Annotated in this window: 20 protein-coding genes, 8 pseudogenes and 4 riboswitches; of the genes and pseudogenes, 21 read left to right on the top strand and 7 right to left on the bottom strand. The window is 38.2% G+C overall.

Going from position 1 to position 26,481, the window contains the following annotated elements; genetic code table 11:
* The first annotated feature begins 2 nt into the window (after nucleotides 1-2).
* The 4 genes and pseudogenes from era (at nucleotide 3) to LEUFL_RS0103805 (ending at nucleotide 4,948) form a co-directional block, all read left to right on the top strand.
* Nucleotides 3-913: pseudogene (era, locus tag LEUFL_RS11355) on the top strand (GTPase Era).
* 55 nt (nucleotides 914-968) lie between these two features.
* A complete protein-coding gene (recO, locus tag LEUFL_RS0103815; RefSeq protein ID WP_010007581.1) occupies nucleotides 969-1,760 on the top strand; it encodes a DNA repair protein RecO in 792 nt (263 codons plus the stop codon).
* Nucleotides 1,753-2,727, top strand: a complete 975-nt coding sequence (locus tag LEUFL_RS0103810; protein ID WP_010007579.1) for an asparaginase — start codon at nucleotides 1,753-1,755, stop codon at nucleotides 2,725-2,727. Before recO ends, LEUFL_RS0103810 begins: the two co-directional genes overlap by 8 nt.
* Before the next feature lie 37 nt (nucleotides 2,728-2,764).
* Nucleotides 2,765-4,948: a Tex family protein gene (locus LEUFL_RS0103805; protein ID WP_010007576.1), complete on the top strand. Its 2,184-nt coding sequence runs from the start codon at nucleotides 2,765-2,767 to the stop codon at nucleotides 4,946-4,948.
* A 29-nt stretch (nucleotides 4,949-4,977) separates the two neighbouring features.
* Here LEUFL_RS0103805 and LEUFL_RS0103800 read toward each other — a convergent pair whose 3' ends face one another.
* Nucleotides 4,978-5,922, bottom strand: a complete 945-nt coding sequence (locus LEUFL_RS0103800) for a dihydroorotate oxidase (RefSeq protein WP_010007574.1) — start codon at nucleotides 5,920-5,922, stop codon at nucleotides 4,978-4,980.
* A gap of 84 nt (nucleotides 5,923-6,006) precedes the next feature.
* Here LEUFL_RS0103800 and LEUFL_RS11350 point away from each other — a divergent pair.
* A pseudogene (locus LEUFL_RS11350) lies at nucleotides 6,007-7,885 on the top strand (ABC-F family ATP-binding cassette domain-containing protein).
* On the opposite strand, the gene plsY reads toward LEUFL_RS11350, so the two are convergent.
* Nucleotides 7,801-8,508 (bottom strand): glycerol-3-phosphate 1-O-acyltransferase PlsY, encoded by a 708-nt coding sequence (gene plsY, locus LEUFL_RS0103790; protein ID WP_010007572.1) that lies wholly within the window; start codon nucleotides 8,506-8,508, stop codon nucleotides 7,801-7,803. The pseudogene LEUFL_RS11350 and the gene plsY overlap by 85 nt on opposite strands.
* A gap of 227 nt (nucleotides 8,509-8,735) precedes the next feature.
* Between plsY and parE the strand changes: the two genes are divergently transcribed.
* The 9 genes and pseudogenes from parE (at nucleotide 8,736) to LEUFL_RS0103745 (ending at nucleotide 18,120) form a co-directional block, all read left to right on the top strand.
* Nucleotides 8,736-10,862, top strand: a complete 2,127-nt coding sequence (gene parE, locus LEUFL_RS0103785) for a DNA topoisomerase IV subunit B (protein WP_010007571.1) — start codon at nucleotides 8,736-8,738, stop codon at nucleotides 10,860-10,862.
* A 55-nt stretch (nucleotides 10,863-10,917) separates the two neighbouring features.
* A pseudogene (gene parC, locus LEUFL_RS11345) lies at nucleotides 10,918-13,361 on the top strand (DNA topoisomerase IV subunit A).
* A gap of 106 nt (nucleotides 13,362-13,467) precedes the next feature.
* On the top strand, nucleotides 13,468-14,388 hold the full coding sequence (locus LEUFL_RS0103775; RefSeq protein ID WP_029508638.1) for a manganese-dependent inorganic pyrophosphatase: 921 nt from the start codon (nucleotides 13,468-13,470) through the stop codon (nucleotides 14,386-14,388).
* Nucleotides 14,389-14,544: 156 nt separating this feature from the next.
* Nucleotides 14,545-14,590: riboswitch (PreQ1 riboswitch) on the top strand.
* Nucleotides 14,591-14,620: 30 nt separating this feature from the next.
* The gene (locus LEUFL_RS0103770) at nucleotides 14,621-15,616 is read left to right on the top strand and encodes a nucleoside hydrolase (RefSeq protein WP_010007569.1); all 996 of its coding nucleotides are present in this window, start codon (nucleotides 14,621-14,623) and stop codon (nucleotides 15,614-15,616) included.
* Nucleotides 15,609-16,162, top strand: a pseudogene (locus tag LEUFL_RS11340) (ECF transporter S component). The gene LEUFL_RS0103770 and the pseudogene LEUFL_RS11340 overlap by 8 nt, the downstream one beginning before the upstream one ends.
* A gap of 121 nt (nucleotides 16,163-16,283) precedes the next feature.
* The gene (gene rpmG, locus LEUFL_RS0103760; RefSeq protein ID WP_002815032.1) at nucleotides 16,284-16,433 is read left to right on the top strand and encodes a 50S ribosomal protein L33; all 150 of its coding nucleotides are present in this window, start codon (nucleotides 16,284-16,286) and stop codon (nucleotides 16,431-16,433) included.
* A 3-nt stretch (nucleotides 16,434-16,436) separates the two neighbouring features.
* Complete coding sequence (gene rpsN / locus LEUFL_RS0103755) at nucleotides 16,437-16,706, top strand: 30S ribosomal protein S14 (RefSeq protein WP_010007562.1); 270 nt, start codon at nucleotides 16,437-16,439, stop codon at nucleotides 16,704-16,706.
* Between the two features lie 83 nt (nucleotides 16,707-16,789).
* Nucleotides 16,790-16,833: riboswitch (PreQ1 riboswitch) on the top strand.
* A 5-nt stretch (nucleotides 16,834-16,838) separates the two neighbouring features.
* Nucleotides 16,839-17,381: a QueT transporter family protein gene (locus LEUFL_RS0103750; protein WP_010007560.1), complete on the top strand. Its 543-nt coding sequence runs from the start codon at nucleotides 16,839-16,841 to the stop codon at nucleotides 17,379-17,381.
* Between the two features lies 1 nt (nucleotide 17,382).
* On the top strand, nucleotides 17,383-18,120 hold the full coding sequence (locus LEUFL_RS0103745; protein WP_010007558.1) for a 3-oxoacyl-ACP reductase: 738 nt from the start codon (nucleotides 17,383-17,385) through the stop codon (nucleotides 18,118-18,120).
* Between the two features lie 43 nt (nucleotides 18,121-18,163).
* On the opposite strand, the gene thiM is transcribed toward LEUFL_RS0103745, so the two are convergent.
* The 4 genes and pseudogenes from thiM to tenA form a co-directional block, all read right to left on the bottom strand.
* Entirely contained in the window at nucleotides 18,164-18,928 is a 765-nt protein-coding gene (thiM, locus tag LEUFL_RS0103740) for a hydroxyethylthiazole kinase (RefSeq protein WP_029508637.1), read from the bottom strand.
* Between the two features lie 16 nt (nucleotides 18,929-18,944).
* Nucleotides 18,945-19,592 carry a thiamine phosphate synthase gene (gene thiE / locus LEUFL_RS0103735; RefSeq protein WP_010007554.1) on the bottom strand — a complete coding sequence of 216 codons (648 nt, stop codon included), beginning with the start codon at nucleotides 19,590-19,592 and terminating at the stop codon, nucleotides 18,945-18,947.
* Nucleotides 19,582-20,393: pseudogene (gene thiD / locus LEUFL_RS11335) on the bottom strand (bifunctional hydroxymethylpyrimidine kinase/phosphomethylpyrimidine kinase). The gene thiE and the pseudogene thiD overlap by 11 nt, the downstream one beginning before the upstream one ends.
* Entirely contained in the window at nucleotides 20,390-21,100 is a 711-nt protein-coding gene (gene tenA, locus LEUFL_RS0103725; protein WP_010007552.1) for a thiaminase II, read from the bottom strand. The pseudogene thiD and the gene tenA overlap by 4 nt, the downstream one beginning before the upstream one ends.
* Before the next feature lie 81 nt (nucleotides 21,101-21,181).
* Nucleotides 21,182-21,282: riboswitch (TPP riboswitch) on the bottom strand.
* A gap of 138 nt (nucleotides 21,283-21,420) precedes the next feature.
* Nucleotides 21,421-21,508: riboswitch (TPP riboswitch) on the top strand.
* A gap of 115 nt (nucleotides 21,509-21,623) precedes the next feature.
* On the opposite strand from tenA, the pseudogene LEUFL_RS11330 reads away from it, so the two are divergent.
* The 7 genes and pseudogenes from LEUFL_RS11330 to LEUFL_RS11315 all read left to right on the top strand — a co-directional run bounded on the left by LEUFL_RS11330 (nucleotide 21,624) and on the right by LEUFL_RS11315 (nucleotide 26,163).
* Nucleotides 21,624-22,204 (top strand): annotated as a pseudogene (locus tag LEUFL_RS11330) (ECF transporter S component).
* A 41-nt stretch (nucleotides 22,205-22,245) separates the two neighbouring features.
* The gene (locus tag LEUFL_RS13130; protein ID WP_237697896.1) at nucleotides 22,246-22,959 is read left to right on the top strand and encodes an ABC transporter ATP-binding protein; all 714 of its coding nucleotides are present in this window, start codon (nucleotides 22,246-22,248) and stop codon (nucleotides 22,957-22,959) included.
* A 41-nt stretch (nucleotides 22,960-23,000) separates the two neighbouring features.
* Nucleotides 23,001-23,417, top strand: a complete 417-nt coding sequence (locus tag LEUFL_RS13125; RefSeq protein ID WP_237697895.1) for an ABC transporter ATP-binding protein — start codon at nucleotides 23,001-23,003, stop codon at nucleotides 23,415-23,417.
* A gap of 2 nt (nucleotides 23,418-23,419) precedes the next feature.
* Nucleotides 23,420-23,644 carry a P-loop NTPase family protein gene (locus LEUFL_RS13120; RefSeq protein ID WP_237697894.1) on the top strand — a complete coding sequence of 75 codons (225 nt, stop codon included), beginning with the start codon at nucleotides 23,420-23,422 and terminating at the stop codon, nucleotides 23,642-23,644.
* Nucleotides 23,641-24,309, top strand: a complete 669-nt coding sequence (locus tag LEUFL_RS0103710; protein WP_010007549.1) for an energy-coupling factor transporter transmembrane component T family protein — start codon at nucleotides 23,641-23,643, stop codon at nucleotides 24,307-24,309. Before LEUFL_RS13120 ends, LEUFL_RS0103710 begins: the two co-directional genes overlap by 4 nt.
* Before the next feature lie 207 nt (nucleotides 24,310-24,516).
* Nucleotides 24,517-25,647, top strand: a pseudogene (locus LEUFL_RS12405) (glycosyltransferase family protein).
* A gap of 37 nt (nucleotides 25,648-25,684) precedes the next feature.
* Nucleotides 25,685-26,163 (top strand): annotated as a pseudogene (locus tag LEUFL_RS11315) (TspO/MBR family protein).
* A 49-nt stretch (nucleotides 26,164-26,212) separates the two neighbouring features.
* Here LEUFL_RS11315 and LEUFL_RS0103690 read toward each other — a convergent pair.
* Nucleotides 26,213-26,481 (bottom strand): aggregation-promoting factor C-terminal-like domain-containing protein (locus LEUFL_RS0103690; protein WP_010007548.1); only part of this gene is annotated, 269 nt, incomplete at its 5' end.

Below are 26,481 nucleotides of genomic sequence, written 5' to 3'. Positions count from 1 at the left end.
ATATGACAGAAAAAGTTTTTAAATCAGGTTTCGTAGCCATTATTGGACGACCTAACGTTGGTAAATCAACACTTTTAAATCGAATTGTTGGTGAAAAAATTGCAATTATGTCTGATAAGGCACAAACAACGCGTAATAAAATCCAAGGTATTTATACAACAGATGACGCACAGGTCGTTTTTATTGATACACCAGGTGTCCACAAGCCTCAAAATTCATTAGGTGATTTTATGGTTAAGTCTGCCTTTTCTTCATTGCATGAAGCAGATGCCATTTGGTTTGTAGTGGATGCTAGTATGCCAAGAGGTCGTGGTGACGATTTTATTATTGAACGACTTAAAGAAATTAAAGCAACACCAATTTATTTGCTTATTAATAAAGTTGACTTGGTTGATCCACAAACCTTACTAGACATTATTGCAAGCTATCAAGTCGAAGCGCCTGAATGGCAAGAAGTTTATCCAATTTCTGCTACTGAAGGTGATAATGTACCCCAATTATTAGAAAATATTATTAGCATATTGGATGAGGGGCCACAGTATTTTGATGCTGATCAATTGACAGATCATCCGGAACGTTTTGTTATTGGCGAATTGATTAGAGAAAAAGTGCTACAGTTAACACGTCAAGAAGTACCACATTCAGTTGCGGTGGTCATTGACAAAATTGCACGTGAAAATGAAGAAAAGATTCATGTGCAAGCATCTATCATTGTAGAACGACCAACACAAAAAATATCATCATTGGTAAGCAAGGTAAGATGATTAAGCAGATTGGAACACGTGCACGTCAAGATATCGAACGCCTTTTGGGTGATAAGGTATTCTTGGAAACATGGGTTAAAGTTGAACCGCGTTGGCGTGATCGTCCACAAGCACTACAAACACTGGGTTATAAGGAACAAGATTATTAAACTGGTTTGGTGCTTAGATATGGTGGATAAATCCTAGAAGAGTGTGTAGTTGAAGATGACATCATTTCATGGCATTGTGCTTTATACAAGGCAATATAAAGATAATGATTTATTAGTTCGTGTGCTAACGGAAACGGAAGGCTTGCGAACTTTTTTGGCTCGTGGTGCTAAAAAACAAAAATCAAAATTATCTGCTGGTGTACAAACATATACATTATCATTATTTGAAGGTGCACTACCTAAGCAAAATGGGTCTTTAGGTTATATTAATGATGTGCAAGATACCAAGCAATATACGCGATTGATAAAAGATATTGAGGCTAATGCCTATGTCGCTGTAATCGCTAGTTTGTTGGATGCGGCTTTTGAGGATGGAGAGCCGATAACACATTGGTATCAACAATTCGTCATCGCATTGGATAAAATCAATAACGGTGCTGATCCACAAATTATCACGAATATATTTGAAGTACAGTTATTAGTGCCACTAGGTGTAGCACCTAACTGGCGTGCAGATCCAATTGATGGTAATCAAGTTGGTATTTTTGACTACTCAGAAAAGTATAATGGTATTATCAGTGAAAATCATTTTGGCTTAGACGAACATCGGTTGCACGTTGATGCCAAAACCATTTTTTATTTGCGTCAATTTAGCACGATTAATTTAGCACAAGTTGGACATATTAAAGTGTCCAACATTACCAAACGTGGCTTACAACAAGTGATTGATTATATATATGATCGACAAGTTGGCTTCAAACCACGTGCAAAAAGATTCATTGAGCAAATGCATTCTTGGACAAATCAATTAAAAAACTTCGAAGAACGGATAATTAATTATGGCTAATAAGAAAATTTTGGTTTTACATACGGGTGGTACGATTGCGATGCATCAAGATGGCGATGGGGATGTTGAAACAAGTGAAGAAAATCCACTCATTCAAGCCATCATTAAAATACCGCAAAATGTCACATTACAAGTGGAAAATATTTTTAATTTACCAAGTGAGCATATTGGTCCTAAGCATATGTTGGTATTATATCAGCGTCTGTTGAAAGCTAACAGTGAAGGCTTTGCGGGAATTGTTGTGACCCATGGAACGGATACTTTAGAAGAAACAGCTTTTTTCTTAGATAGTACGTTGGATATTGAATTACCAATTGTTCTAACAGGTGCCATGCGTTCAGCTAATGAGTTAGGATCAGATGGTCTTTATAATTATGAATCGGCAATCCGTGTTGCTTCGGATGAACAATCAAGTGGACGTGGTGTATTAGTTGTACTAAATGACGAGATTCATGCAGCACGTTTTGTGACTAAAACACATACAACAAATATTGCAACATTTGGGTCACCAATTAGTGGTGTGATGGGGATTTTGACAAAACGTCAAATTATCTACCTATATAATTTACCTAAACGACATGTCTTGCCTATTCATAATGTGAATCGTAATATTCCGGTGCTAAAAGCCTATGCCGGGATGGATGGACAATTATTGGAGTTATTGGCTGCGACGAACATTGACGGTATTATTATTGAAGCGTTGGGTGCGGGTAATTTATCACGTGAAGCTGCTACAGGTGTGAGTTATCTTTTATCGCGCCATATTCCGGTTGTGATTGTATCTAGAAGTTTCAATGGTGTGGCAGAACCTGTGTATGATTATTTGGGTGGTGGCGTGCAGCTGGAACGTGCAGGTGCTATATTTGCGACAAGCATCAATGGACAAAAAGCACGACTTAAGCTATTAATTGGTCTAGATAATCATTTAATTGATGAACGTCTTAGAAAATATTTACAAACATTTTAGGATGAATGACAAATAGAAAGTAGAGTGACCACTGAATATGACACCGCATTTAGTTGAAACAACACAGGATAAAATTGTTGAAGTCGTCAGTCAGCATATGACATCGCTTGCCAAAAAACAAATTGCTAGTACTCTGACATTATTAGAGGAAGGTAGCACTGTACCTTTTATTGCTAGATATCGTAAAGAAATGACAGGTAATCTAGATGAAGTCCAGATTCGTGATATACAACAAGTAGCTAAAAAGGTGAGTGAATTATCGCAACGTCAAAATGCTGTGTTGAAGTTAATTGCCGATCAAGGTCAATTAACTAAGCAGCTGAACAGTGCGATATTGAACGCAACTAGTCTTCAAGATATTGAAGACATTTATTTACCTTATAAGCAAAAACGACGTACCAAGGCGATGATTGCTAGGGAAAATGGCTTACAACCACTTGTAGATTGGCTTTTAACACATTTATCAGCTACACGAAGTCAGATTAATGCACAAGTGAATGATTATATCAGTGAAGCACTACCAACATCAGAATCTATCTATGACGGTGTTCATGAAATATTATCAGAGCAGATTGGGCAACAAGCATTATTCCGACAATGGTTGAGAGCACGTTTGGTACGTGATGGTGTTGTTTCAACAACATTAAAACGCGGTGCAGCAGAAAAAGATGAACAACAAATTTATCAACAATATTATGATTTTTCGGAAACGGTACCACATTTGAAACAAAATGGTTACCGTATCTTAGCCATCGATCGTGGCGAAAAGACTGGTATTTTATCTGTTAAAGTCACGTTTTCCGACGAACGCGCATTTTTCTTTATGAAAACGCAACTGATCAAATCAGTAACTGGATATGCTGCTGATTTGGTAATAGCGGCTATTGAGGATGCGTATAAACGTTTTATTTTACCCGCTGTAACAAGAGAAATACGTCAAGAACTGACACAACTAGCACAAGAAGAGGCGATTAAAGTATTTGGTGACAATTTATATCATTTACTGATGCAACGACCGCTGAAAAATAAAATCGTGATGGGATTTGATCCAGGGTATCGAACGGGGTCAAAGTTAGCGATTATTGATGAAAACGGTAAATTTTTATGTAGTCAGGTGATTTATCCGCATAAGCCTGCTAACAAGCAACAGCGTCAAGAAGCTGTGACATTATTTCAACAATTGATTACACAGTATGGTGTCCAATTAGTTGCGATTGGTAATGGGACTGCGTCACGCGAATCAGAGGAATTTGTGGCAATGCATAAGCCCGACCATGTGCAATATGCTATTGTTAATGAAGCAGGTGCTTCCGTTTATTCTGCTTCGAAAGAGGCGAGGGAAGAATTTCCTAATTTGCACGTAGAAGAACGGAGTGCTATATCAATTGGTCGGCGTATTCAAGATCCACTTGCGGAATTAATCAAAATTGATTCTAAATCTGTTGGCGTGGGACAATACCAACATGATTTGAACGTTAAAGCTTTAGATGAACAAGTTGATGTTGTTATTGAAACTGCTGTTAACCAAATTGGTGTTAATCTTAATACTGCTAGTCCCCAATTACTGACACACATTGCAGGACTTAATAAGACGCTTGCACAAAATATTGTTAATTATCGTAATACACAGGGGACATTTGATTCGCGAGCACAGCTTAAATTAGTGCCAAGATTAGGTGCAAAGTCTTATGAGCAGTCTGCTGGATTCTTGAGAATTGTGGATGGTAAAAATCAATTAGATAATACTGATATTCATCCTGAAAGCTATCATATTGCGCAACAATTATTAGAAAGAGTAAAGGGACATGCAACAGATAGTGCATTAACGGCTTTAGACAACGAAATGATGGCTAAAACGCTTAATGTGGGCCGTGAAACGTTACGAGATATTATTACTTCTTTGCGCCGTCCTGGTCGTGATGGTCGTTCGGAAATGACAGGGGCGCTATTACGCGCCGATGTATTGCGTATTGAAGATTTAAAAGTTGGCATGAAAATGCAGGGAACAGTACGGAATGTTGTCGACTTTGGCGCCTTTGTTGATTTGGGGGTTAAGCAAGATGGCTTGGTACACATTTCAAAGTTAGCACAAAAACGTGTAACGCATCCTTCGGAAGTTGTTGCCGTTGGTGATATTGTGGATGTTTGGATTGAAAGTGTTGATGAAAAGCGTCATCGCATCGGCTTAAGCATGATTGGTATTAACTCTTTGAGTGAATAAAAAACGTGCAAATATTATTTGCACGTTTTTTATTCTATGATTTGCAGTTGTCCGCGTACTTGGTTGAGGTTATCATAACCTTTAGCTTTTAAAATAGCAGTCAATTCATCAGTCACTCTGTCAAATACAGGGGTACCTTCAATTGCTAACTGTGAACCAATCTCGATGAGATCAGCACCACATAAGATGAGATCATAAACATCGCGACCACTCGTGACACCACCAGTACCAATAACTTTGATTGAACTGTTAAGACGTTGACGGAGAGCACGAACGTTAGCCAGCGCAGTTGCTTTAACAATTGTGCCACCTAACCCGCCAAAGCCGCCTTTAGGTTTGATAACAACAGTATCAGTTTCTGGATCAATGACTAGGCCATTACCAATTGAATTGATGGTGTTAACAAATGCTAGTGGGAACTGATTAAGAACTTCCGCAATTTGGTTAAAGTGAACAATATCAAAGTAAGGTGGTAACTTCACACCAAGATCGCCTGTAAAGAATGCGAATGCTTCTTCAAGAATAGCTTGTGTTGCTTCAAAGTCATAGGCTGTCTGTGGCTTACCGGGAACATTTGGGCAAGATAAGTTCAATTCAACAAGGCCATTGAAGTTGCTATCTTGTAAACGATGCAACATATCAATGTTTTCTTGTTTAGTGAGTCCAGCGATTGAGAAGAAAATAGATTTTGATGTTGTGTTTTGTTTGTCTAGAACATAGTCTAGATAGTAATCAAAGCCTTCATTGGGTAATCCCATTGAATTAATCGTACCAAGATTGTCTTGCATTTCATGGTAACGTGGTTTAGGGTTACCTGGACGAGGAGCTGTTGTCGCAGATTTTGTGACAACAGCGCCAGTGTTGCTAGTCTCTATAATTTGGTCCAACTCTTCAGTTGTTTGGCACATAACGCCAGCAGCATTTAAAAGGATGTGATCAAAGTGGTGATCGCGGATTTGGGCAGATAGTGTCATGGTGTTCTCCTACACAAAAGTATTTAAATTAATATAACACAAAATTGCCAATCTAAAAAGATAAGATGTGGGTATAATACTATTATGAAACAATTTAGAGTAGATAATTTAACAAGTACATATGGCGAGAAAGTCCTTTTTGACCATATTTCTTTCTTGATCACTGAGGGTGATCATATTGGACTGATTGGTGTTAATGGTAGTGGTAAAACATCGCTACTTAATGCAATTGCGGGTGTTACTAAGGCCGATTCCGGAGATATTCTCACACAAAATGACTATCGGATTGGCTATCTGAAGCAGTTGCCTGATTTAGATCCAGATGCAGTAGTTATGGATGCCATTCTTTCAGGCGACCAGCCAGTCTTTAAAGTGATTCGAGATTATACTTTTGCCTTACAACGGTTTAGCGAGCAACCCAACGATGATAGTATTGCGAATCAGTTTGAAAAAGCACAAGCTGCAATGGAGCAAGAGGATGCATGGACGACTGAAGCTAAAATAAAAACGATTTTAACGCAACTACATATGCCGGACTTACAGCATCGTATTAGTGAGTTGTCTGGTGGCCAAAAAAGCGTGTTGGCTTAGCTCAAATTTTGATTCAAGAACCTGATTTGTTGATTTTAGATGAGCCAACGAATCATCTTGATTTTGATTCTATTGCGTGGCTGGAAAAGTACTTAGCTAACTATAAAGGCGCGGTATTAACCGTCACTCATGATCGTTATTTCTTAGATGCGGTGACAACACGTATTTTTGAATTGTCTTTTGGCAAATTATACGTGTATAAAGGGAACTACCAAGATTATGTTGTCGGTAAGGCAGAACGTGTCGAACAAGAAAAGGTGGCCGATCATAAGAAACAGCAATTGTATAAAAAAGAATTGCAATGGATGCGTAAATCTGCACGGGCACGAACGACGAAACAAAAGGGACGTGAAAATGCGTTTGCACAGCTAGAAAATGAAATGGGCCCTGTTGCTGTCGACGAAGATGTCCAGGTTAATCTTGGCCAGCAAAGATTGGGCAAAAAGGTTGTGGTCATCGAGGATGCCAAACTCCAATTTAATGATAAAATCATTTTGGATGGTTTTGACTTACGTGTATCTGCTGGAGATCGTATTGGTATCACCGGTGCCAACGGAGCAGGAAAATCAACATTTTTAAATGCCATTGCAGGTAAACAACCTTTGACCAGTGGGTTAATTCAACTTGGTGAAACGGTCAAAATGGCTTATTATACACAAATGACCGAAGCTATTCCTGATGATAAGCGCGTTATTGCTTATTTGAGTGATGTGGCAGAATCAGTCATTGATAAAGAAGGTAATCGGGTCAGTGTTTCAGAATTATTAGAACAATTTTTGTTCCCGAGCTTTATGCATGGGACACTGATTCGTAAATTATCTGGTGGCGAAAAACGCCGACTATATTTACTTAAATTATTATTACAACAGCCTAATGTTCTGTTGTTAGATGAGCCAACGAATGACTTAGATATTGGTACTTTAACCGTACTAGAAGATTTCTTGTCTCATTTTGCAGGTGCTGTCATTACTGTCAGCCATGATCGCTATTTCTTAGACAAGGTTGCTGATAAACTGTTTATCTTTAAGGGTGCTGGAAAAATTGAACGATTTGATGGTTTATTTAGTCAATATTTAACAACAGAAACACAGTCCGAACCATCGGTGAAAATACCTAAGAAGATCAATCATGAGACGCCGACAACACCAGTGAAAAAAAGCTCACTTACAACGAAAAGAAGGAATGGGCAACGATTGAAGATGATATTGAACAGTTAGAATCACAAATGAGTCAAGTAAGCGATGACATGACACATAATGGTACCGATTATGTTAAATTAGGTGAACTTCAAAAGCAAAAAGAATTATTAGAACAACAACTTGATGAAAAGATGGGCCGCTGGGAATATCTCAGTGAAATTGTTGAATCATAAAAAGCACTCTTAATGAGTGCTTTTTTCTTTTGATAGTACCAACCAAACGGGACGGTGCTTTCAGTACCGTTTTTAATACGCACAATGTTTGTGCGATGGCGATAAAAGACGAAGATGGTTAAGCTGACAGCGACAATTGTTAAAATCCAATCATGATAATATAAAGAGCTAAGGGTTGCAAAAGTAAAAGTTACCATAGCGCTCATGGATACCATTGAACTGATAAGTAGTGTCAACACAAATACCAACACAATAAGTAAGAAGAAACTTGGATTATAAGCTAATAACACACCAGCACTTGTTGCAACAGCCTTACCGCCTTTAAATTTGAGCCAAATGGGGTAGGTGTGACCAATAATAGCTGCGAGTCCAACTAACATTGCGTTAATATGACTGTCGAATATCATCGGCAACATACCAGCAAGAGTTCCTTTTAGCAAATCAAGTAGTAAGACTAATGTTCCAGCTTTTGGACCTAAAACACGAAAAGAGTTTGTCGTACCAATATTACCTGAACCGACTTTTCGGATATCAACATGATAAAATAGTTGACCAATCCACACGCCAGGAACTAATGATCCTAGTAAATAGGCGAGTATAAATATTAATATTGTGATAATCATTTTTTATTTTGCTCCTCAAATAATGCAAATTCAATTTTACCACATTAGTAGATGACATAAACAACATTTAAGTATTTCACAATAATTATGCTTGTCAGGGTTTGCTTTTTCAATTAATATAAAGTAGATTGTGTTTATAGGCAGTCAAGCACACATGCTATTAAAGTGAAAGTAAAATGTACGTCATCATATTTTAATTTAATGATTATTGGGTACGCTTAAGATATATGGTAAAAAATAACGAATATAATTCAGATTCAATTAAAATTTTAGAAGGCTTAGAGGCGGTTCGTAAACGACCAGGAATGTATATTGGTTCTACAGATGGCCGTGGCCTGCATCATTTAGTATATGAAATAGTGGATAATGCGGTTGATGAAGCGTTGGGCGGTTTTGGCGATGAAATCAATGTAACGATTCACGAAAATAATGCCATTACAGTTCAAGATTTTGGCCGTGGAATGCCAGTTGGTATGCACGAAAGCGGCAAACCAACACCTGAAGTTATCCTAACAGTGCTACATGCGGGTGGTAAATTTGGACAAGGCGGTTATGCGACATCAGGTGGGTTACATGGTGTTGGTTCATCAGTGGTTAATGCTTTATCTGAAAGTTTGCAAGTGACAATTGTTCGTGAAGGACATAAGTGGGAAGAGGACTTTGTAGACGGTGGTAAACCTGTAGGAACCCTGCGTGATTTAGGTAAAACCAAAGAACATACTGGGACTATATTGACGTTTAAACCGGATGCCAATATTTTTTCGACAACTGTTTATAAATATGAAACATTGGCTGAACGATTACGTGAATCGGCCTTTTTAATGAGCGGCGTTAAGTTCACTTTAACTGACGAACGCGTCGATCCAATTCGGCATGAGGCCTATCACTATGATAAAGGGTTAGAGGCTTTTGTTGGCTTTTTAAATGAAGATAAGGGCACCATTGGGTCGATTATGACTTTTGAAGGTCAGCAAGAAGGGATTATTGTTGACGTTGCCGCACAATACAACGATGGGTATTCTGAGACGTTATTATCGTTTGTGAATAATGTTCGAACACAAGATGGTGGTACTCATGAAGCTGGGTTCCGTTCGGCATGGACGAAAGCTTTTAATGAGTATGCACGTAGAACTAACTTATTAAAAGATAAGGACAAAAATCTTGAAGGTTCAGATGTGCGTGAAGGTCTATCTGCCGTCATTTCTTTGCGGGTGCCAGAACAATATTTGCAGTTCGAAGGCCAAACGAAAGATAAGTTGGGCACACCTGAAGCACGCGGTATCGTTGACGCCATTGTGAATGAAACGCTAAGTCGTTTCTTAATGGAAAACGGTGATTTTGGACAAAATCTTATCCGTAAAGCATTACGCGCGCGTGAAGCACGTGAAGCAGCACGTAAAGCACGTGATGAAAGTCGCACTGGCCGTTCTAAAAACGCCAAAGAACGATTATTGTCCGGTAAACTATCGCCGGCACAATCTAAGAATGCGGCTAAAAATGAACTCTTCTTAGTTGAGGGAGATTCAGCCGGTGGTTCTGCCAAGCAAGGTCGAGATAGAAAATTTCAAGCTATTTTACCGTTACGTGGAAAAGTTTTGAATACGGAAAAGGCAAAATTAGCAGACATCTTAAAAAATGAAGAAATTTCGACATTGATTTATGCTATTGGTGGTGGTGTTGGCGCTGACTTTAAGGTTGCAGATGCAGCTTTTGACAAAATTATTATTATGACTGATGCTGATGATGATGGTGCCCATATTCAAACGTTGTTGCTAACGTTCTTTTATAAATATATGCGACCACTAATAGAAGAAGGCAAAATTTATATTGCTTTGCCACCATTGTATCGTGTGAAGTTTGGTTCTAAAAAGCATGATGATCAGTTTGCTTGGACAAATGATGAGCTTGAAACGATTACAAGCCAGACAACTGGTCGTTATGAGCTAACACGCTTTAAAGGTCTGGGTGAGATGAACGCTTCATTGCTTTGGGAAACAACAATGGATCCAGAGTCACGGACACTGATTCGTGTGAAAATTGATGACGGTGTTTTGGCTGAAAAAAGAGTCACAACCTTAATGGGTGATAAAGTTGAACCACGCCGTAATTGGATTGAAGCTAATGTATCGTTTACTTTAGATGAAGCGGGATCGATATTGGATACCGTCGATGGCGACAGTAATAGTAGTGCTGTATTTGAAAAGACACGTCAAAAGCAAAAGAACATGCAGTCTAAGACAACAGCGACAAAGGCAATCCCAAAGCAATCTGATACTCAGCCTAAGATTACGACATGGCAAAACGATGCGACATCATCGGATACAAATGAATCGACCAACTTAAATTTATTTTAGAAACATGATGATATAGAGAGGAAAAAGTGTATTATTCAAAATACACAGTAACTATATGGCAGATCGTATAACCGAATTATCGTTAGAAGCTGTTATGGGAGAGCGGTTCGGACGTTATTCAAAATATATTATTCAAGAACGTGCTTTGCCGGATATCCGTGATGGATTAAAGCCGGTTCAGCGGCGTATTTTGTTTGCAATGAATCAGGATGGCAACACGTATGATCATCCGTATCGTAAGTCGGCAAAATCTGTGGGAAATGTTATGGGTAATTTTCATCCCCATGGCGATTCATCGATTTATGAAGCAATGGTCCGTTTATCACAAAATTGGAAAGTACGTGAACCATTAATTGATATGAATGGTAATAACGGTTCTATTGATGCTGATCCACCTGCAGCTATGCGTTATACTGAAGCGCGGTTATCAAAAATTTCTGGTGAAATACTAACAGACTTAGATAAAGAGACAGTTGATATGGTTTTGAACTTTGATGATACAACCTATGAACCAACTGTTCTGCCTTCACGTATTCCTAATTTATTGATTAATGGCGCAACGGGTATTTCTGCGGGATACGCAACTGAGATACCACCACATAATTTAAAAGAAATTAGCCAAGCTCTGATTTATCTCTTAAGTCATCCTAATGCAACGATTAAACAGTTAATGCGCTACGTGAAGGGGCCTGATTTCCCAACAGGTGGTATTATTCAAGGTTTAGATGGTATTCAAAAAGCTTATGAAACAGGACGCGGTAAAATTATCGTTCGCGCTAAGACAATCATTAGTGATCTTAAAGGTGGTAAGAAAAAATTGAGATTACTGAATTGCCATACGAAGTAATTAAGGCTAATTTAGTTAAGAAGATTGATGATATTCGTCTGAATAAAGAAGTTGCCGGTATTACAGAAGTGCGCGACGAGTCAGATCGTGAAGGGCTATCGGTCGTTATTGAACTTAATAAAGATGCCAATGCGACAGGAATTTTAACTTACCTATTTAAGAAAACTGATTTACAAATATCATATAACTTCAATATGGTGGCTATCCATAACCAACGACCAGTTCATGTTAGTTTACGTGATGGATTAGAAGCATTCCTGGACTTTAGAAAAGAAGTTGTTTTGAAGCGTTCAGCTTACGAATTGGCTAAAGCCCAAGCACGACAACATATTGTTGAAGGCTTGATTCGCATGTTATCGATTTTGGATGAAGTCGTTGCAACGATTAGAGCATCAAAGAATCGCAAAGATGCGACTCAAAATTTGATCACAGCTTTTGCGTTTACACAGCAACAAGCTGAAGCAATCGTCACGTTACAACTCTATCGTTTAACCAATACAGATGTGACTCAGTTGGAACAAGAGTTTGCTGATTTGAAAGCTAAAATTGATCGTTTGCAATTGATTTTGGATGACGAAGCGACATTAAATGCTGTGATTAGTGATGAAATTAAAGCGATCGTGAAAGATTATGCCACGCCACGCTTATCCGTAATCGAGGCGGAAGTGGAGAACTTAGTTATTGATAACAGTGTCATGATTAGTGAAGAGAATGTCGCTGTATTGATTTCACGTAATGGGTACTTTAAACGGTCTTCATTGCGTTCTCATCAGGCTTCAGGCAACGAAAACGGTTTAGCTGAAGATGATGTGGTTGTGTTGGAGTCAACACTTAATACAACGCAACATTTATATATGTTTACTAATAAAGGCAATGTCATCTATCGCGCAGTGCATGAATTGCCAGAAATGCGTTGGAAAGATTCTGGTGAACATTTTTCTCAACAACTAAGTAACTGGTCGAGTGATGAAGTGATTCTGAAAGTCATTGTTGTAGATGATTTAGCTGGTCAAGGGACATTTGTCTTGGCAACCAACGATGGCTATATTAAACAAACAGCACTATCTGATTTACAACCAAGTCGTACTTATAAGAAAAAGACAATTGTGGCGATGAAGTTGAAAACAGCAGCTAGCTATATTGTAGATATCGATTATGTGACAACATCGATAGATGTTGATGTCTTGTTACTATCACATGATAGCTTTGCTTTGCGTTATAGTCTTGATGAGGTACCTGTAGTTGGTGCACGAACTTCTGGAGTCCGTTCAATGGATCTCAAGGGAGAAGATGAAGTCGTTAGAGCATTGCTGATTCGCGATAAAAAACAGCAGGTCGCGATTACTGCCATGAATGGTGCATTTAAGTACATGCCAGTAAAAGAAATCACACCATCTTCCAGAGCGCGTAAGGGTGTTGCTATTTTTACTCAAAAGAAGACGGTTGCTTATCATGTTGCAACAGCGACTTTATTTGACGATCAAGTAAAAGCCTTGTCCATACTAACGAATCGTTATCAGTTGCAAGAGTTGCAGTTGAGTGATTATCATGGTTCTCAACGTGTTGGCAATGGTCAATACGTCGTTGACATTGAGAAGAATGGCACACCTTGGATGATTAAGCCGTTAACCTTAACAACGACAAATGCTTAATTATTTGGTAGAATGGAACTATAAATTTAGAGGAGAAAGGTGCGCGTCCACAGTTTGTGTGCCCAATAAGTATATGAATTGTGGCATAGCACACGATTAAATGATTATGGTAAACACACTTGTTTTTGGACACAAAAATCCTGATACGGATACAATTGCATCAGCTATTGGTGCTAGCTATTTATTGAACCATGCTTATGGTGAAGATACAGAAGCCGTTGCACAGGGTAAGCCAAACGCGGAAACACAATTTGCGTTGGATTACTTTGGTGTATCACCTTTACGTATTATTACATCAGCAGATACTGAAAATGTTGTGTTAGTTGATCATAATGAAGCAGCACAATCCATTGATAACCTAGCTGACGTTCATGTCGCTGGTATTTATGATCACCATAAATTTGCCTTTAGCACATCCACACCACTTTATATTACAGCTAAGCCATGGGGCTCAGTTTCTACTATTCTTTTTTATGAATATAAGCAAAATAACCTTGAATTACCACGGGAAATTGCCGGACTCTTACTCTCTGGTTTGATTTCAGATACTTTGCTGTTAAAGAGCCCAACAACGACTGACTTTGATCGTCAAGCATTGCCAGAATTGGCTAAAATGGCTCAGGTAGAGGATGTCAATGCCTATGGCCTTGGCCTCTTGAAGGCTGGTACTGATCTATCATCACGTTCTGATAAGGAATTGATTGATGGGGATGCTAAGTCATTTGAGATGGGCGGTAAGTCATTCCGTATTGGACAAGTTAACACTGTTGACATTGATGATGTTTTGGCACGTCAAGCAGGTATTGAATCAGAGATGCAAGCTGAACGTCAGGCAGAGGGATATGACAACTTCTTATTTGTTATTACGGACATTTTGAATTCTAATTCAAAGGCGATCTTTTTGGGTGATGCTAACGCAGAAGTTAAGGCAGCATTCGCTGGCGATCTGGTAACGAATGTTATCGATTTACCAGGTGTCGTTTCACGTAAGAAACAAGTTGTACCACCATTAGAAAAGCAATTCTAAACCCATTATTTTAACTAGAATATTCAAAGATGTTGTGCCGTGTGCGCAGCATCTTTTATTTTGTCCAAAATTAATACGAGTTGGTGAGTAGCGTGGACATCGCCCTTCAAACGACGTATACTCAAAGATGCATTTAAAAAATCAAAGCGATGATGCTTTGGACTGGTTCGAAAACTTCCCAGTAATAAAAAACCAAGAATCTTCAATCATTAATGAGAGGTAGGAAATTTAGATGCAGAAACAAAAAGTAATTATTGATGCTGATCCGGGCATTGATGATGCGATGGCACTTTTACTGGCTGTTAATTCACCAGAGCTAGACATTCTCGGCATTACAATAGCTGAGGGGAATGTCCCCACTGATTTAGGTACAACAAATGCTCTTAAAATTTTGAATTGGGCACAACGCTTGGATATTCCGGTGTATAGTGGTGCTAAATCCCCGCTTAAAAAGGCCTATGTTAGCGCTCAAGACACACATGGTGATAATGGCTTAGGCAATGCTGACATACCGCCTGTTACGGATGCACAGCCTCACAGCGATGCACAGCAATTTATCAATGAGATGCTGATGACGCACCGCGATATGACGATTATTGCTTTGGCACCACTAACCAATATTGCTTTAACTTTAAAAAACAATCCAAAAGCTTGGCAAAATATTCAACGGTTTATTGTGATGGGCGGTACATTTAAAAGCCATGGTAATACATCGCCCGTTGCTGAGTACAATTTTTGGGTAGATCCTGATGCCGCACAATATGTCTTTGATCATATGCCGGTTAAGGTAGAGATGGTTAATTTAGATGTCACGCGACCTATTGTGTTCACACCGAATTTATTATATTTTGTGAAACAATGTCATTCAGAAGTGGGCGAGTTACTAGGTAAAATTTTACCTTTCTATTTTGACTTTCATTGGGAACAAGAGCAAGTGATTGGTGCGGTAATTAATGATCCGTTAGCTATTGCTTATGCAATTAATCCTGACAGATTTGCTCGAGGGTTTGACGCTTACACGACAGTATGCACAGATGGTGTAGCGATTGGGCAATCTATTGTTGATGTCGGCGATTTTTGGCGCAAAACGCCTAATAGCTACGTACTAACAGATGTTGATGCCTCAAATTTTATGGTATTCTTTTTGTCTAGAATTACACATTTACCCGAAGAAATATTAGCTAAAACAATCACACAGATTATGGTGGAGACTAATACACATGGGTAAGAAGATTTCAACGCAAATTTTAACCTTGATGGCACTATGTATTGTCCTTAATATTGTTGGTGGTCATTTAGCATTATATCTGCATCTTGTGATTTATTTGGATACCATTGGTACGATTTTATCAGCGGCATTATTAGGGCCGGTTGCAGCGTTAATTGTTGGATTTTTAACGGCACTAATCAATGGTTTAACTGGTGATTTATTTTCAATCTATTACATGCCATCACAATTGATTGTTGCACTAGTAGCTGGCGTAATGTTTAGACGAATAGGCATTCAAAACAAAAAAGTTTATGGTGGCTGGCGTTCATCATATCTTTACCAGCGACGATTGTTAGTACTGTAATTACGGTTATCTTATTTCATGGGATTACGTCATCTGGATCCAGTTCATTAGTTCAAATTATGTCGGGTCTTGGTATGAATCAGGCGTTAGCTGTCTTTTTGGTACAAGTTGGCACGGATTATATTGACCGTCTTATTGGTATCTATATTGTTGCTGTAATTTATATCATTATGAAGAAAAGAATGATGATACATCGTTAAAAAAGAAAACATAATCAAATATGGTAAAAGCCCTTTACACCCGTACATTTGTTATGTATAATAAATATCTGTATTGACAAGCAAATTAATTTTTAATAAACCACACTAAGGAGCAAGGATTATGCGTATCCACGTCGTTTTAGGCAATGATGAAACTGGTGAGCGTATTTACTTGACGTCAAAAAATCGTCGTAATACGCCTGACCGCCTGGAGTTAAAGAAGTACTCACCAAAACTTCGCAAAGTAGTGACATTTAAGGAGATTAAGTAATTTATGGCAAAGAAGTCAAAGATTGCAAAGGCAAAAAAGATTGAAGCAATGGTTGCTAAGTATGCTGACAAGCGTGCTGAGTTGAAGGCCAAGGGTGATTACATCGCTTTGGCAGCATTGCCAAAGAACTCATCACCTGTACGTGCACATAACCGTGACCAAATTGATGGTCGCCCTCATGCTTATATGCGTGAATTCAAGATGTCACGTTTGAACTTCCGCCAATTGGCACACAAGGGTCAAATTCCTGGTGTGAAGAAGGCTTCTTGGTAAAATTCATTTTTTACAATTGATGAAGTGGTAAAAACGCCGAATGGCGTTTTTATTTTGGGCTCATCATAAATATGTTAGAGTAGACAATAGTGGTTCGTAACCATCCCACTTAAAAAACTAGGAGAATTGAAAATGAAACAAAATAGAGCACGTGAAATCACATTAACAGCAATTGTTGCAGCTATCTATGCAGCAATTACATTAAGTATGATGCCGATTGCTTTTGGACCAGTCCAATTACGTTTATCAGAAGGTTTGAATCATTTATCAGCTTTTAATAAACGCTATATATTAGCTTTGGGACTAGGCGTCTTTATTGCTAATTTCCTATCACCCACATCACTTGGATGGGTCGACTGGGTATTTGGTACGCTAGGAACGGTCATTATGACTGCTGTTACTTACTGGTTAACACGGCGTGTGACAAATACGATAATTAAGATATTAATTTCGACAATTGTGGTATCAACGTTAGGAATGGCAATATTAGCGGCTGAATTTGTTTTAGCCTTTAATTTGAGCGTTCACAATGCTTTTCCTTCAGGTAGCAATGGTGGTTTAGTGGCGCAATGGTGGGCATATTATGTGACTGTTGTACCTGGAGAATTGGCATCTTTGATTGTTGGTGCTGTTGTGATTTTTGCTTTAAGTAAGATTGTTGATTTAGCGAAATAAGATGATAGATCAAAATTATTCAAATCAAAATGTTCTGATAACCGGTGCAGCGTCAGGTATTGGATTAGAACAACTAAAATTATATTTAGAAGCGGGCGCAAATGTTTTTGCAATAGACCGTCAAAATATTCCGATAGAACATGCACAATTAACCAGCTACAAGTTAGATATAACAGATCATCAGAAATTATCTGAAATAGCAGCAGCTATTGTACAGCAAGTATCTCATATTGATATTTTGTTGAATACTGCTGGTAAGCTAGATGATTATACGCCTTCATTAGAAACAAGTTATGCATCTTGGCAAGATATGATTGCAACTAATTTAACGCCGATGTTTATCTTATCTAACAGTGTGCTACCTGGCATGTTAGCTAATGGCTATGGTCATATTATTAATATGTCCTCCATTGCAGGACTGGTTGCTGGTGGCGGTGGGGCAGGTTACACAATGACCAAACATGCGATTGCAGGATATACAAAACAATTAACATATGATTATGCTCATAAGGGGATTCATGCTAATGCAATTGCACCTGGTGCGATTCAAACACCCATGAATCATAAAGATTTTGAAAATGGCGGTGAAATGGCAAAACAAGTTGCTGATGAAACGCCAGCTGGGCGATGGGCGAAACCCGAAGAAGTTGCGCATTTAACACTCTTTTTAACTAGTCCTCAAGCAGATTATATTAATGGTTCAGTAGTACCGATTGATGGTGGCTGGACCGTAAAATAAAAAAGCGATAATGAATTATAATGGTTCATCATTGCTTTTTTATTTATTCTTGTATAATTTTTGCGTACTTTTGAAATGTTGTATCATCGAGTTGTGCTAGGGTATCAAAGACTGCATTAAAGAAAGAATAAGGTTGATTAGGATACTCTTGAGCAGCGATTTCACCGGCAACTGATAGCAGAGCAGTACCGAAAGCGCAGGACTCTAAGTTGAACTCTGTTGCCAATGCAACGCCGATAATACCGTCTAGCATATCACCAGCACCGACATTGGTTGCAAATTGTGGATTACCATTTTGAATGATAAAAACGCTATGCCCGTCGGTTACAATATCTTGTTCACCGGATATGATAATAAAGGCGCCGGTCTTAATAGCTGCAGTTTTGGCAATAGCTATTTTATCACCAGAATCTTGCCCAGCATCAATGCCTTTGCTAGCCCAAGCAACATCAGCGATATGTGCAATTTCACTGATATTTCCTCGAATGGCAGCGATTTTTACGCTTTCGCTCAGTAATTTAAAATTAGTATCTCTTATTTTGGAAGCACCAATAGCAACAGGATCGACAACCACTGGGATGTCCTTTTTATTTGCTTCCCGGCCACTGCTGATGACACTCTTGAATGCTTCAGGATTTGTGGAACCTAGATTAAGAACTAAAGCGTTAGAAATACCGGTAAGATCGCCAGCTTCACGAGGATCTGTGAACATGATGGGCGAACCCCCAATAAAATTAATGGCATCAGCAACGTGTTGAGGTGTTACCATATTAGCAACATTAAGGATGATAGGATTAGTGGTTCTGATTTTTCGATGGTCAGTGTCATAATAATGATTTTCCTTTTAACTGATATATGGTTGCTGCAACATTGCTACTATTCATGATTGCTGAAATGACTGCAACGCCATCAACTGGTGCCTGTCTTACTGATTGAACATTATGTTCATTAATACCGCCAATTGCTACCGTTGGTAAATCTGTTGCTTGGGATAGTTGGTGGAGATTTTGTGTTCCGATTGCTGGTGCTGCATCGCGTTTACTTTGGGTGGAAAAAATAGGACCGATACCTAGGTAGGCAATACCAGACACCTTTTGAGCATCATGTAATTCATCTTTTGTGTTGATGGATAAACCAACAAACATGTTATGCGCATCTTGCAAAACTTGTGAAATATCAGTATCGTTTTGCCCGACATGAAGACCATCTGCGTTTAATTGATTGGCGAGTTCAATATCGTCATCAACAATAAAAGGAACATGGTATTTCTGAGTGATATCATGTGCTAAGCGTCCGATTTCAAGTTTTCTTGTACCAGATAAAGCGCTAGGACCTTTTTCACGGTACTGAAATGCTGTAATGCCGTGACGGCAAGCTGCTTCTAATTGGGATAAAAAAGAATCAATATTACCATGAACGTTTTGTGTTCCAGCAACTAAATACATATCTAAAATAGCCTTATTAAATTTCATTTGGGGTACCTGCCATTTTCCAATGATTTAATGGTCCGTGTCCATGGCCAACAATAATATCTTGTTGAATGATTGTTTCGATAAAAGACTTCCCAAAACGAATTGCTGATGGGATGGTATCGCCTTTAGCCAGCGCGCTAGCAATGGCTGAAGATAAAGTGTCGCCTGTACCATGTGTTCGAATTGTGTCAACCTTTGGACTTGCCATCCAAAAGTCAGTCCCGTCTGATAGTAGTACATAGTCAGAAATAATATCACTGTCTTGATGGCCACCTTTGATGATGACGTTTTTAGCCCCCATACTAGCAATTTTTTAGCTGCAGTACGTGTATCTTCATGATTTTTGATTGTCATATTAGTAATGGCTTCTGCTTCAGGAAGATTAGGTGTCACAATAGTCGCTAAGGGAATGAGATCATGAATGACAGAATCTATAGCATCTTTAGATAATAAACGTGTACCGCCCTTGGCAACCATGACAGGATCAACAATTAGTGGTTGTATATGATATTTTTTAATATTTTGCACAACACAGGCAACGTGTTCAGCATCAGCTAGCATACCGGTTTTGGCCGCTTTAATATCAAAATCCTCATAGATAGAGGCGAACTGCGCATCCACCATATCGGTGGGGAGTGCAAAGGCTTTTTGCACGTCCAGCGTGTTTTGAGCGGTAACCGCAACAACCACATTAGTACTAAATACATGGCAAGCTTGCATTGTTTTAATATCAGCTTGAATACCAGCACCACCACCCGAATCGGTGCCGGCAATCGTTAGCGCTTGAGGATATTGTTTCATGATTGTTGTGCCTCGGGTTGACTAATGATTGATTTAAAATGCCAATCTTGTTGATAGAAAGCCTGTTCCCAGAATTGCCACTCTAGTTCACAACTCTTTAGGAAAAATTGTTTTGCCTGAGTTCTTTGCTCAGATGTTGCTTCTGAAGCGAGGCGGTCGATCCAGCTAAAGACCCGTTTTGATAAGGATTCATCAGCGTCATTTTCCGTACCGGCATAAAAATCAATCCAACTTTTAAATGGATTATCATCAGTGTTAGCGTTTTGAGCAACTTGTTGACGGGCGATTTCACCGTAAGTCCAAGGGCAAGGCAGAAAGGCAGCCAGAATATTCATGAGAGAACCCGTGTCAGCTGCTCGATACATATGTGATTCATATAAATAGGCTTTGGGTGCTGGGGTAGCGTGTTGTAAATCTTCGTACTGAACACCTGCCACATCGCAAAAGACATGATGGGGATGTATTTCACTATTCAAAATAAAATCAATTGAATTGGCAAAAAAGGTCATTTCATTACGATCGGTTAGTTTTGTAATAGCATTAGCATAAATTTTAATGAATTCACTTAAGTACTGATAATCTTGCTGTACATAAAAAATAAGTGCCGCTTTGTCGACGTGCCCATTTGTAATACCTTGTACAAATGGATGTTTGTGAATTTCCGCCATAATAGGCGCTGCTGCTAGTTTTAGTTCATCTGAAAACATAAATCCTCCTAGCTGCCACTAGTAGAATACAAATAAAAAACCTTCTTTACCTAGGTGAAATCTAAGTAAAAAAAGGTATCTTTTATCAGAATACCACTTTCCTACGCTAGTATTGACTAGATCAGGTTCAAAGGGATTGACTTTACATCATCTCAGCCAAAATGGCACCCCTAGTGGACAGCATATTATTATTTTTAATGACGTTAGCATAGCATAACTTCATCATTTATTGCAAATACTTTTCTGAACGATTTTGAATGGAAGGATAAAAAAGTTCTTGATTTAGGAAAAAGGATAACTTATACTAACGTCGTAGTTAAATTATTTATCTGGGGTACCGTAAGGTTGAGATAATACCCATTGAACCTGTAGGTTAATACCTGCGAAGGAAGATAAGCTAGATTGGTTTTTAGTGCCGTCTGTTGCATTTTTCTTTTGCAATAGATGGCTTTTTACGTTGATTTAGTCATCGGGCAATTTATTGATACATAAGGACCTCTTTCTCTAGGAGGAGTAGGAGATTATGGAAAATTCAGAAGCAGTACAAACATCAAGGGCGTACAAATGGTCACTTAGAGAAGTCATTTTGATGGCTTTAATCGGGATTGGATTCGGTGTCATTTATTTTATTATGGATCCGATTTATGCAGCGCTAGATGCGGTGTTAGTCCCAATGGGACTACATCCCTATGCAATTGCTATTACAATCGGGCCATGGATGATGGCTGCGCCATTAGCGAGTTACTTACTTAAAAGAGTAGGTGCTGGCTTGATTGGTGAAATATTAGCAGCCACTGGTGAAGCTTTATTGGGTGGCTATTGGGGTGTTGCGACAATTATTTCAGGATTTATTCAAGGGATTGGTTCGGAACTTGGTTTTACATTAACGGGTTATAAAAGTTGGAAATTAGGATTGATTTTATCAACATTAACGGGAACTGCCGTAACCTTTTTTGGTCATTGTTTCATGATGGCTACCTACAATTGAATATAGGTATGTTAATTGGTTTGTTTATTGTGCGTTGGATTTCAGTTGGCTTTTTTGCAGGCGTATTAGTTTACTGGATTGTTCGCTTATTAGAAAAGTCAAAATTGTTGAAGTGAACGTTGGTATTGAATGTGATTAAAGAAAGTTGACTGTAGGTATGAAATTAGAAACACATCAGCTAAGTATTCAATATGACAATCAAATTATTTTGAAGGACGTTGATTTTGAGCTGGAGAGTAAGCAATTTGCTTTGTTAGTTGGCCCTTCGGGATGTGGGAAATCGACTTTAATGATGGCACTTGCCGGTCTGTATCCAAAATACGGCGGGGTGTTAAGTAGTGCAGTGACATTAGATGGTCTTGCTGTTCACTCGATAAAAGCGAATCAACGCGCGCCACAAATCGCTATATTATTTCAACATCCTGAACAGCAGTTTGCGATGGACAATGTTAGAGATGAAATGATTTTTGCACTCGAAAATTTGTCGTTAGCTGCAGAAGAAATAGATAAACGAATTGATCAAGCGCTTCAATCGGTTGGTATAGCGTCATTGCAGCACCGCCAGTTGTCACAGTTATCGGGTGGTGAATTACAAAAAGTTGCACTTGCTGAAACATTAGCATTAGGTGCTGAAATAATTTTATTAGATGAACCATTTGCGGCAGTTGACCCGATACATCGTCGAGAATTACAGTTGGTACTCAAAAAATTAGTCGACGAAGGACACGGCATTTTAGTATCCGATCATGATAAAAGTAATTATGATACGCTCATCACGCATTTATATCATATGGAAAATCAGCAACTAGAACGAGTTGCTGATGCTGCATGGGGTGATTTTTTAAGTCAACGCAGCAACAGAATCGTGTAGATAATGCACCATTTAATCAAAATATTTTTCAAATGCAACATATGGGTTTAAGTAATGGCAATCAAAGGATACTCGAAAATACGGATTTAGTATGGCCAAAGGGTAAAATAACATTGATTACTGGACCAAATGGTATTGGTAAATCAAGTTTATTACGGGCAATGGCTAAATTACAGGCATATTCTGGTGATTTAACCTATCAAGACGTTCCACTGCATCGTATCAAATTAAAACATCATGCAAGACGAGTTGGAATGGTGTTTCAAAATGCGAGCCAACAGTTTCTAAATATTACTGTTGCCGAGGAAATCGAACAAGCACAACAACATAGCCATCGTAGTGATTACTGGACAGCTGAAGTGATAGCCGATGCAGTCGAAAAATTAAATTTAATTGGATTATCTCATCATTCAGTCTATGAGTTATCAGGTGGTCAGCAAAAAAATTACAAATCTTAATTATGATGATTATTGCACCAGAAACTTTATTAATGGATGAGCCATTAGCAGGTCTAGATGAGCATTCTATTCATGTATTAATGTCATTATTACAATACACAACTGCATTATTACATCAGAGCATTATCATGATTTCACATCAAACGCATAATCTGTTACCTTATATTGATTATCACGTGCATTTTGATAAAAATGGTTTGCACTATTGTCAGCAGGTAGCCTCATGAATGAATCACAGAAGTTGTTATTAGTTCTGCTCATCTCCGTTGAAATTGCTTTTACACATTCCGTCGTCGTGAATATGGCGCTAATTGTGATCAGTATTATGATTTTGATTCTGGTAAAATGTCCAATTAAGACATTAGTTCGTTTGACCATGATGTCGATTTTACCAGCCTTGGGATCATTTACATCTTTCTATTTTTTCGGTAGAGGTGATAGCGCTGATCGTTTACATTTTGCTTTAGTCATGACAACGCGTGTGTGGGCTTATATTTTTATGGGTGCAGCCTTTATGGAAACGATGGTGCTATATAAACTATTGAGAGCGTTGGAACAAAATGCTAAAATGTCAGCTACCTTTGTTTATGGTATTCTTGGAGCTTTTAATTTCATTCCTAAAGTTATTACGGCTGTTAAAACAACGCGAGCAGTAGCATTAATGCGAGGACAAGTGCTCAGTTTTTGGTCACCAATTTTGTACTTTAAGGCGATTAGCCAAGCTTTAGTATGGTCTAATAATCTAGCTATGGCTATGACATCACATGGTTTTGAAGAAGGAGAATCAAGGAGCTATTATCAATTATTACCGACAAAAATAGCGGGCTGGCTAATTATTTTATTTATTATGATAGCGCTACAAATTTGTCTGTTTGTGATTAAGTTGTGGTAATTAAGTCTCTTTAAATGAGATTAAAATATGATAATACTCATAAAAAGACTAATGAATATCCTTGAATAATTAGGATTTATTAGTCTTTTTATATGGTTTAAGTGGCTGAAATCGTCTCTTTTGTTATTTGACTTAAATAGAGTTAAGATAAAAACAAGGAAACTTATAAATGATATAGGATGATTGTAGTGAAGGGAGAACAAATGTCTGATAAAAAAGGTAGTCGATGTGCCGCAAGGTGATATTCATGTTTATGATGATATTATGCCTTATTTTAATTCAGATCCAGTGATTCAAAATACAAAAAAGCAGTATCAATCGGTGACGTTTGTCACGACGGGTATTATTGCTTTTGACGGTGGACAGACAACGATGTTGCATCTTGGAACAGCGTTGAGTAAGCAAGGTTACCAAGTCTATTATTTAAGTTATGTTGAACAGCCTGTTGAAGAAATGGAAGAGAACGCAGCGTTTAATTGCCCTGGATATCAAGGGACTTGTTTAGGTATTAATGATTTAGAACGACATCAATCTGATATTTGGATTGCAACATTATGGGAATCCGCTTATGTGATTAAAAATTTCAAAGGGTATAAAATGTATTTTGTTCAAGATTATGAACCTTACTTTTATGCCTATGGTGATCGTTATCAATTAGCCAAAAAACGTATGAACTTGGCTTACATATGGTGAGTTTAGGTCCATGGTGTGCTGATTTGATCGAAAAAATTGTGTGGTTAATAGTCCACTTGAAAGCATTAATTTCCCTGTTGATAGCTCAACATATCCTTTCCAAGAACGCGATTTTAGTCAATATTTAGATAAGAAAAAATTAAGTTGGCAGTTTACACAAAGTGGGTGAGCCCAAGACGAGCGCCCATTTACATTCAAATGGTATTGAATAATAGCCAACGACTGCTAAAAAAGAAAGGAATTGAATTAGAAATTTCTTATTTTGGGTCAGACAGTCAATACCAATTCATTAATGGTCGTAATTTAGGGAAGTTGAATCATTCACAGTTATTGCAACTTTACCGAGACAACGATTTTGGTATTGCACCATCTATGACAAACTTCTCATTAGTAACATTTGAGATGATGAGTGCTGGATTGCCTGTTATTGACTTTGCTGAAGGTTCCGGACCATGGTTTATGTCTAAAGACACTTATATATCAACGCACTTGGATGAATATCAACTTTCTGTAGCTATCGAAAAGGCTATAGCGTCACCAAGTCGTCGTTTGCAAAAAATGACACAGGATGCTAGAAACTATTTGCAACGTATCACATGGCAAAAAACAATTGATGATTTTATCGCTGTATTGGCTAATCTGTGAGATTGTCATTGGTTCATTGAGAAAGTAGACAGTCATTATGAAAAATAACAAGGTACTTGCAACTGTACAGTTTATTATTATTGTATTAGTTGTAGAAGGTATTGGTTGGTTATCTGGATTGTTAGCAGGTGACATTGCAACTAAGTATAATCATTTAACCCAACCGGTGTTATCACCACCTTCATATGTTTTTGGTATTGTTTGGCCATTACTTTACTTTATGATGGCTACAGCTTTCTTTATTGCATTGCGACAAAAAATAAGCGTTATCAAAATCGCTTTATTGGCTTGTTTGTTGTTCAATTAGCTGTTAATTTTATTTGGAGTATTATTTTCTTTGGCGGAAATGCTTTTTGGTGGGGACTACTGGTAATTATAGGTTTAGATGTGCTGGTTATGTTCACTCTGAAATATGCCTATCGTATTCACCGCTACGCTGGATACTTACTAGTGCCATATATGTTATGGTTGCTATTTGCAACGTACTTGACGATTGGTACTGCTATACTCAATTAAAAAAGGTCGGACATTAAGTCCGACCTTTTTATACTTGGATTATATAATATTAATACCAACCATTAGCTAACCAGAAGCTCTTGGCATTTGACCATGAACCATAACGATCACTAACGTAGCTGTCCGCAACCTTTTCTTGGTTGGCTGCAGAATAATCACCATTTAAGTATGATGAACTCAATTGGTATTTACCAATATATTGGCCATTACGGGCGCTATAAGAATTTGTTGATTCCTTATTAGCAATCCACGCTTTGGCTGAAGCATCGCTACCTGAAACAGAACTTGAGCTTGATGCTGTTTCTTCTGTAGACGTAG

Origin of the sequence: Leuconostoc fallax KCTC 3537, from assembly GCF_000165675.1 — a bacterium.
GTDB classification, from domain to species: domain Bacteria; phylum Bacillota; class Bacilli; order Lactobacillales; family Lactobacillaceae; genus Leuconostoc_B; species Leuconostoc_B fallax.
Note: the sequence above shows the minus strand (reverse complement) of the source record. Positions and strands in the feature narration are given on the sequence as shown.

Coding starts and splice junctions, on each gene's coding strand:
- recO (WP_010007581.1), top strand. CDS start 969: ATGACATCATTTCATGGCATTGTGCTTTATACAAGGCAATATAAAGAT.
- LEUFL_RS0103810 (WP_010007579.1), top strand. CDS start 1,753: ATGGCTAATAAGAAAATTTTGGTTTTACATACGGGTGGTACGATTGCG.
- LEUFL_RS0103805 (WP_010007576.1), top strand. CDS start 2,765: ATGACACCGCATTTAGTTGAAACAACACAGGATAAAATTGTTGAAGTC.
- LEUFL_RS0103800 (WP_010007574.1), bottom strand. CDS start 5,922: ATGACACTATCTGCCCAAATCCGCGATCACCACTTTGATCACATCCTT.
- plsY (WP_010007572.1), bottom strand. CDS start 8,508: ATGATTATCACAATATTAATATTTATACTCGCCTATTTACTAGGATCA.
- parE (WP_010007571.1), top strand. CDS start 8,736: ATGGTAAAAAATAACGAATATAATTCAGATTCAATTAAAATTTTAGAA.
- LEUFL_RS0103775 (WP_029508638.1), top strand. CDS start 13,468: ATGGTAAACACACTTGTTTTTGGACACAAAAATCCTGATACGGATACA.
- LEUFL_RS0103770 (WP_010007569.1), top strand. CDS start 14,621: ATGCAGAAACAAAAAGTAATTATTGATGCTGATCCGGGCATTGATGAT.
- rpmG (WP_002815032.1), top strand. CDS start 16,284: ATGCGTATCCACGTCGTTTTAGGCAATGATGAAACTGGTGAGCGTATT.
- rpsN (WP_010007562.1), top strand. CDS start 16,437: ATGGCAAAGAAGTCAAAGATTGCAAAGGCAAAAAAGATTGAAGCAATG.
- LEUFL_RS0103750 (WP_010007560.1), top strand. CDS start 16,839: ATGAAACAAAATAGAGCACGTGAAATCACATTAACAGCAATTGTTGCA.
- LEUFL_RS0103745 (WP_010007558.1), top strand. CDS start 17,383: ATGATAGATCAAAATTATTCAAATCAAAATGTTCTGATAACCGGTGCA.
- thiE (WP_010007554.1), bottom strand. CDS start 19,592: ATGAAATTTAATAAGGCTATTTTAGATATGTATTTAGTTGCTGGAACA.
- tenA (WP_010007552.1), bottom strand. CDS start 21,100: ATGTTTTCAGATGAACTAAAACTAGCAGCAGCGCCTATTATGGCGGAA.
- LEUFL_RS13130 (WP_237697896.1), top strand. CDS start 22,246: ATGAAATTAGAAACACATCAGCTAAGTATTCAATATGACAATCAAATT.
- LEUFL_RS13125 (WP_237697895.1), top strand. CDS start 23,001: ATGGGTTTAAGTAATGGCAATCAAAGGATACTCGAAAATACGGATTTA.
- LEUFL_RS13120 (WP_237697894.1), top strand. CDS start 23,420: ATGATGATTATTGCACCAGAAACTTTATTAATGGATGAGCCATTAGCA.
- LEUFL_RS0103710 (WP_010007549.1), top strand. CDS start 23,641: ATGAATGAATCACAGAAGTTGTTATTAGTTCTGCTCATCTCCGTTGAA.